Source organism: Phyllobacterium sp., from assembly GCF_037994405.1.
In the GTDB taxonomy this organism is placed as follows: Bacteria; Pseudomonadota; Alphaproteobacteria; order Rhizobiales; family Rhizobiaceae; genus Phyllobacterium.
This window is the reverse complement of the sequence record NZ_JBBNAN010000209.1, coordinates 1-4,435: the sequence shown is the minus strand read 5'-3', so window position 1 is coordinate 4,435 and position 4,435 is coordinate 1. Positions and strand designations below refer to the sequence as shown.

Genomic DNA, 4,435 nt, shown 5'->3' with positions numbered 1-4,435 from the left:
CCATACGGGTGAAGTAGACGGATCCCACCCATCGAAGAAGACGCCTCTAATGACGATAGGTAACTGCGCCGACATATCTGCTACTTCTTCAATCGACAGAAAATCCCGCATCGTGTGAAGCACTGCTCTCAGCAGCCGGTAGGCGCGAGCTTTGTCACCCCAATTCAGATCGTCATCCAACTCATTGACCCACTGTTGCGCTTGCTCTGCTCCATGGGTGAAAGCAGTGATGCTAGTGTTGCTCATTGACGTACCTCCTGATGGGCCAGCGCTATTAACAGAGCGAGTCGAGTACGATTGCATTGAACCAGATCAAATCCAGTCCACTGATCCGCTGCGGCGAAATTACAGCACTCCTTGCCGTTTTCTATGTCTCGGCCGCTGGACAGGAAGCTTCAATCTTCCTCACCCAGCAGATCGGTGATCGATTCGTTTGTATGGAGCCGCCTGATCGCTTCGCCAATCAAAGGAGCCACGGGTACGATCTCGATCTTTGCCAGTGGTTCCATGCCGGTCCTGTTGGCTGGTGTGACGCTATCGGTCACAACAACGCGATTTACCGTAGGACTGTTGAACAGTGCCTCGCACCCCGGGCTGAAGAGCCCGTGCGTAGCAAAAACATAGACAGCCTTCGCGCCGCGTTCGCGGCAGGCAAGCGCTGTACGAAGCATTGTGCCGCCAGTGCTGATCATATCGTCGACGATGAAGACGGCTGATCCTTTCACCTCGCCAGCAAAAAGGTCACCCGAAACGACGTCGCGGCTGCGCCGCTTTTCCATGAAACCGAACCCCACTTCTTCGCCTTGAACTGCTTCCAGAGCCTCCTTTAGCAGCTGGGCGCGCTTGATGCCGCCGCTGTCGGGCGAGAAAACGGTAAGCGGCAGGCTTTTTGCCAAGCGCTGTATTGCAGGGACAAAGAGTTTGCGGGCGTCAAGATGCACACTTTGACATCGGAAGGCATTCTGGAAAGCTGCAATGTTATGGACCTCAAGGGTAATCACGCGATCAGTCCCGACCGCCTCAAAAAGCTGGGCGACGTAGCTAGTGGTAACAGGATCGCGTGATTTCGTCTGTCGATCTTTACGTGAATAGGCCAGATACGGAACAACCGCAGTGACGCGGCTGGCACCATTGTCGTGACAGGTCGCAATGAAGAAGAGAAGCTTGCACAGTTTGTCGTTTACGGAGGCTCCGCTTCCTCCAGCCAGGCTTTGAAGAACATAGACGTCCTTGCCTCTGACGCTGACCAGCGGACGTGCCTTGTGTTCGCCATCCTTGAAGTCGCGCTCCTCATGCGGCGCAACAGGGACTGAAAGAGTGTCCGCTACGGCGACGCCAAGATCGTTCGAGTCTTTTAGAACAAACATGCGCATGCGAGCTATATATCACGTCCTATCTAACCGCGTTTGACGTGCATCAAAGACTTTCCAATGACGGCTAGTAAGCCTTTGGGTCACTGTGCCTACCCCTGAAAGGTGGGGCAATGATGTCGCGTGGATCTCAAGCGCCAATGAACAGTTCCAGAACCATAGCGGCATCTTCGCCAATGATGCCGCATGATGAAAACATGGCCATAGCGGGCAAGCTGCGCGACTACGCAGACCTCCTTAGTGCGCAGGGTGCTGACGGCTTCAGAGTTCGGGCCTATAGGCGCGGCGCCGACACTGTGGCGCATCTCGATCAACCTGCCAGCAAAATTCTCGCGCGCGAGGGCCGCGACGGGCTCGTTGCCCTGCCGTCGGCGTGATCGCGGAGATCACCGCGACCGGCCGTTGGTCGCAGCTGGAAAGACTGCGCGGTGAGCTTGCGCCAGAGATACTGTTCCGCACGATCCCCGGTATTGGTACTCAGCTGGCACGGCGTCTCGCCGAAGATGGACAACTTGAAACCCTCGAGGACCTGGAAAACGCACTTCAACATCGTGAACTTGTCAACAAAGGTTTTGGCAAGCGTCGTCAGGCAATGCTTGCCACCATGCTCGCCGAAAAACTCGGCCGTTCGGTGTTTGCGCGTCGCATGGAAAAGGCGCCATCTCCCCCTATTTCGCTGCTCCTGCAGGTAGACAGCATATATCATGAAAAGGCTGCTGCCGGTCAGTTACGTATTATCGCCCCCAAGCGCTTCAATCCTTCGAAAGAAGCATGGCTGCCAATTCTCCATGCTGGCCACGGCAAATGGCATTTCACGGCTCTGTATTCTAACACGGAGTTGGCACACAAGCTGGGCAAGACCCGCGACTGGGTAATCATCAACTATCAGGCTGAAGGGCAGCCGGAGGGCCGTTGTACTGTCGTAACCGAGACAAGCGGCCCACGGAGCGGCAAACGTGTCGTGCGCGGACGGGATGAAGAACAGAACATCGAGAAAGAACCCCATGACCAGAAGGGCAATTGACGTTGACGCAGAACGGCGCCAAATCGAGATCCCATTCGCAAAGGGCCTATCGATCCTAAACTTGTCCTGTGACAAATTCGCGAGGCGACATCTATCTAAGTCGCCGCTTAAACGTAGCCAACTTTCTTGTGCGCAGGTCAGCGAGCAGCAATCAACTCCAGCGCGCGCTCGGCTAACGCCGGCGTTCGGGCTGCGATGAAGCCCGAATTGCGCCAGCCCTCGGCGATCGAGTGCGATAAGCGGGAGCCGTCGGGGCGCAACATCAAGCCGCCCGCTGCCTCAATAAGGGCCTGTCCCGCCGCGACGTCCCATGTCATGGTGGGGGCGAGCCGAGGATAGATATCCGCCTCGCCGGTGGCGATCAAAGCCAACTTCAATGAAGATCCAAGCATGCGAACCAAACCAGGTCGCAATTCATCGATTAGTGCCCTGGTCTTGTCATCACAGTGCGACCGGCTCGCAAGAACAATTAGCTCAGCGCGCATAACAACGGTATCGCCGCGCACGGGACGTATACTTTGATGGCCCATGTGAGCCTCGCACTCGTAAGCCTGCCCCCCTGCGGCGAAGAATAATCTTCCGCTGACAGTGGCATATATGATTCCCATGGTGGGAAAGCCGTCGGCTACGAGCGCGATGTTAACTGTAAAGTCATCACGCCCTTCGATGTATTCGCGGGTGCCGTCGATGGGATCGACGACAAAGCAATATCTGGGTCCGGGAGTTTGAACTCGTATCGAGGAGAAGCTTTCTTCACCGATCATCGGGATTGCGGGATATAAATTGGAGAGAGCGCTTTTAATGATTCTTTCGCAGGCTACATCGGCAGCCGTCACCGGGGATGCATCGTCTTTCAGGCGCGGTCGCAGGCCATTTTTTCTGATCTGAATGACTACATTCCCGGCATTCTTCACAACTGGAAGCAGCTGTTTTGCCATGTCAATTTGCGCGGTAGAATCCACTATTCATCTGCCTCCGCGGCCGTGGCGCCCTCTCACGTGTCCTGATATGCCAACTTTCAGGCGAATAAAGTATTCGATCGTTTTTAGTAGCACTTACACGCGCCGGGCTGCTTGACCCAGATCAAGAAACATCACGCAGTTAACCTCCTCGATCAGCAAACGAGAGATAGCCATGTGCGCTGGACCGAAACCCGCGCCAAATGTCGGCATCATTTCAAGACAACATTTGATGCGGATCAATGACCGGCTCCCCTTTCCAATCCATCTTATTCAAAAGAGGAAATTATCATGTTCAGTCACATACTCATTCCGACCGATGGCTCCGCACTTGCTACGCTGGCAGTTGATAAAGGCATCGAGTTCGCACGGGACGCAAACGCGGGCGTAACAATTATCACGGTCATAGAACCGTTCCACATTGCCACTGCAAACGCCAAACAAATTAATAGGACGCGCGGTGAATATGAAAAATTTGTGCGCATGGAAGGAGCAAGGGCTCTCACAGATGCCGAATTGAAAGCCAAGCAGATTGGCGTTTCATGCCGATCGGTTCAGGTCGAAAGCGATGAACCTTTTCAGGCTATCATCGACGCGGCCGAAAAGAACAGCTGCGATCTAATCATGATGGCTTCCCATGGGCGGAGGGGCATCGGCGCGCTTTTATTAGGCAGCGTGACGCAGAAAGTTCTCACCCACTCGAAAATTCCTGTTCTCGTTTACCGCTGAACTGTCTTCTGTTCTGTTGGGTCTCAATCGAGTGCGCGTAAGTAACGTGAAGCTCACTGTATAAATAGCGATTTTTGCTGCATCACATAAGGCGGCAAATTCCACTCTTTCGACCGCTAGTAACGTATCTCAGACGCCGCCCGCCATTCAACTCCTATTGAACTTGTCGTGGTCGCATTGAATGCAGCCACAAACCTTGCCGCATGCTCAGGTGGCGAGATGCTTTTCGATTTCCGGGATCGGTAATTTGACGAGATCTTTGGCAATTTCCGCGATGACAGTCACGCGCGTGGAAGGCAAGAGGTGTTCGCGCAAAGTGCCGAGCGCTTTGGGCGGTGCGATCAACATAAGCT

The 4,435-nt window shown here is 54.4% G+C and carries 7 protein-coding genes; 3 read left to right on the top strand and 4 right to left on the bottom strand.

Going from position 1 to position 4,435, the window contains the following annotated elements:
• Both AAAC48_RS11915 and AAAC48_RS11910 read right to left on the bottom strand, forming a co-directional pair.
• Positions 1–246: DUF2267 domain-containing protein (locus tag AAAC48_RS11915; protein WP_340654376.1), on the bottom strand; the 246-nt coding region annotated here is incomplete at its 3' end.
• A gap of 149 nt (positions 247–395) precedes the next feature.
• Positions 396–1,367, bottom strand: a complete 972-nt coding sequence (locus AAAC48_RS11910) for a ribose-phosphate pyrophosphokinase (protein WP_340654375.1) — start codon at positions 1,365–1,367, stop codon at positions 396–398.
• 143 nt (positions 1,368–1,510) lie between these two features.
• On the opposite strand from AAAC48_RS11910, the gene AAAC48_RS11905 reads away from it, so the two are divergent.
• Both AAAC48_RS11905 and AAAC48_RS11900 read left to right on the top strand, forming a co-directional pair.
• Entirely contained in the window at positions 1,511–1,747 is a 237-nt protein-coding gene (locus tag AAAC48_RS11905; protein ID WP_340654374.1) for a helix-hairpin-helix domain-containing protein, read from the top strand.
• Positions 1,744–2,394: a DNA-binding protein gene (locus AAAC48_RS11900; RefSeq protein ID WP_340654373.1), complete on the top strand. Its 651-nt coding sequence runs from the start codon at positions 1,744–1,746 to the stop codon at positions 2,392–2,394. The genes AAAC48_RS11905 and AAAC48_RS11900 overlap by 4 nt, the downstream gene beginning before the upstream one ends.
• Positions 2,395–2,531: 137 nt before the next feature.
• Here AAAC48_RS11900 and AAAC48_RS11895 read toward each other — a convergent pair whose 3' ends face one another.
• A complete protein-coding gene (locus AAAC48_RS11895; protein ID WP_340654372.1) occupies positions 2,532–3,332 on the bottom strand; it encodes a 3'(2'),5'-bisphosphate nucleotidase CysQ in 801 nt (266 codons plus the stop codon).
• Positions 3,333–3,644: 312 nt separating this feature from the next.
• Between AAAC48_RS11895 and AAAC48_RS11890 the strand changes: the two genes are divergently transcribed.
• Positions 3,645–4,082 carry a universal stress protein gene (locus AAAC48_RS11890; RefSeq protein WP_340654371.1) on the top strand — a complete coding sequence of 146 codons (438 nt, stop codon included), beginning with the start codon at positions 3,645–3,647 and terminating at the stop codon, positions 4,080–4,082.
• A gap of 207 nt (positions 4,083–4,289) precedes the next feature.
• Here AAAC48_RS11890 and AAAC48_RS11885 read toward each other — a convergent pair whose 3' ends face one another.
• Complete coding sequence (locus AAAC48_RS11885; RefSeq protein WP_340654377.1) at positions 4,290–4,430, bottom strand: host attachment protein; 141 nt, start codon at positions 4,428–4,430, stop codon at positions 4,290–4,292.
• Positions 4,431–4,435: the final 5 nt, after the last annotated feature.